Genomic DNA, 324 nt, shown 5'->3' with positions numbered 1-324 from the left:
ACAACGTTGAGAAGGTCACCAACGTTCAATTCATCAATGTTATTCAAACGACATTGAACTCCAATTATACAACCGTACTGGCGGGCCTGTTCGATAATGCGCAGCTTCCGGAAGTCGTTGGTACGCTTGCCGGTAATGATACGCTTTTGACCATCAGCAAAAATAATGAGGATGCTCAGGCAATCAATCGTTTGATTAAAGAGCACATGACCGAAGACTAAAAAAGCGCACTGGATTTTTTCCAGTGCGTTTTTTTATGATGATTTAACGATTTTTTCAGCATGACTGACGACATCGGCAATCAAAGTCATGACTTTAGGATCC

1 protein-coding gene is annotated in these 324 nt (G+C 41.7%); it reads left to right on the top strand.

Features of this window, described 5'->3' with window-relative positions:
* On the top strand, positions 1-221 hold a 221-nt coding region (locus LJE08_RS13910; RefSeq protein WP_227403568.1), incomplete at its 5' end, for a hypothetical protein.
* Between the last annotated feature and the right edge of the window lie 103 nt (positions 222-324).

It is taken from the genome of Holdemanella sp. DFI.5.55, assembly GCF_020593575.1.
GTDB classification, from domain to species: domain Bacteria; phylum Bacillota_I; class Bacilli_A; order Erysipelotrichales; family Erysipelotrichaceae; genus Holdemanella; species Holdemanella hominis.
The sequence above is the reverse complement of the archived record's forward strand: the minus strand, read 5'-3'. Positions and strand labels throughout refer to the sequence as shown.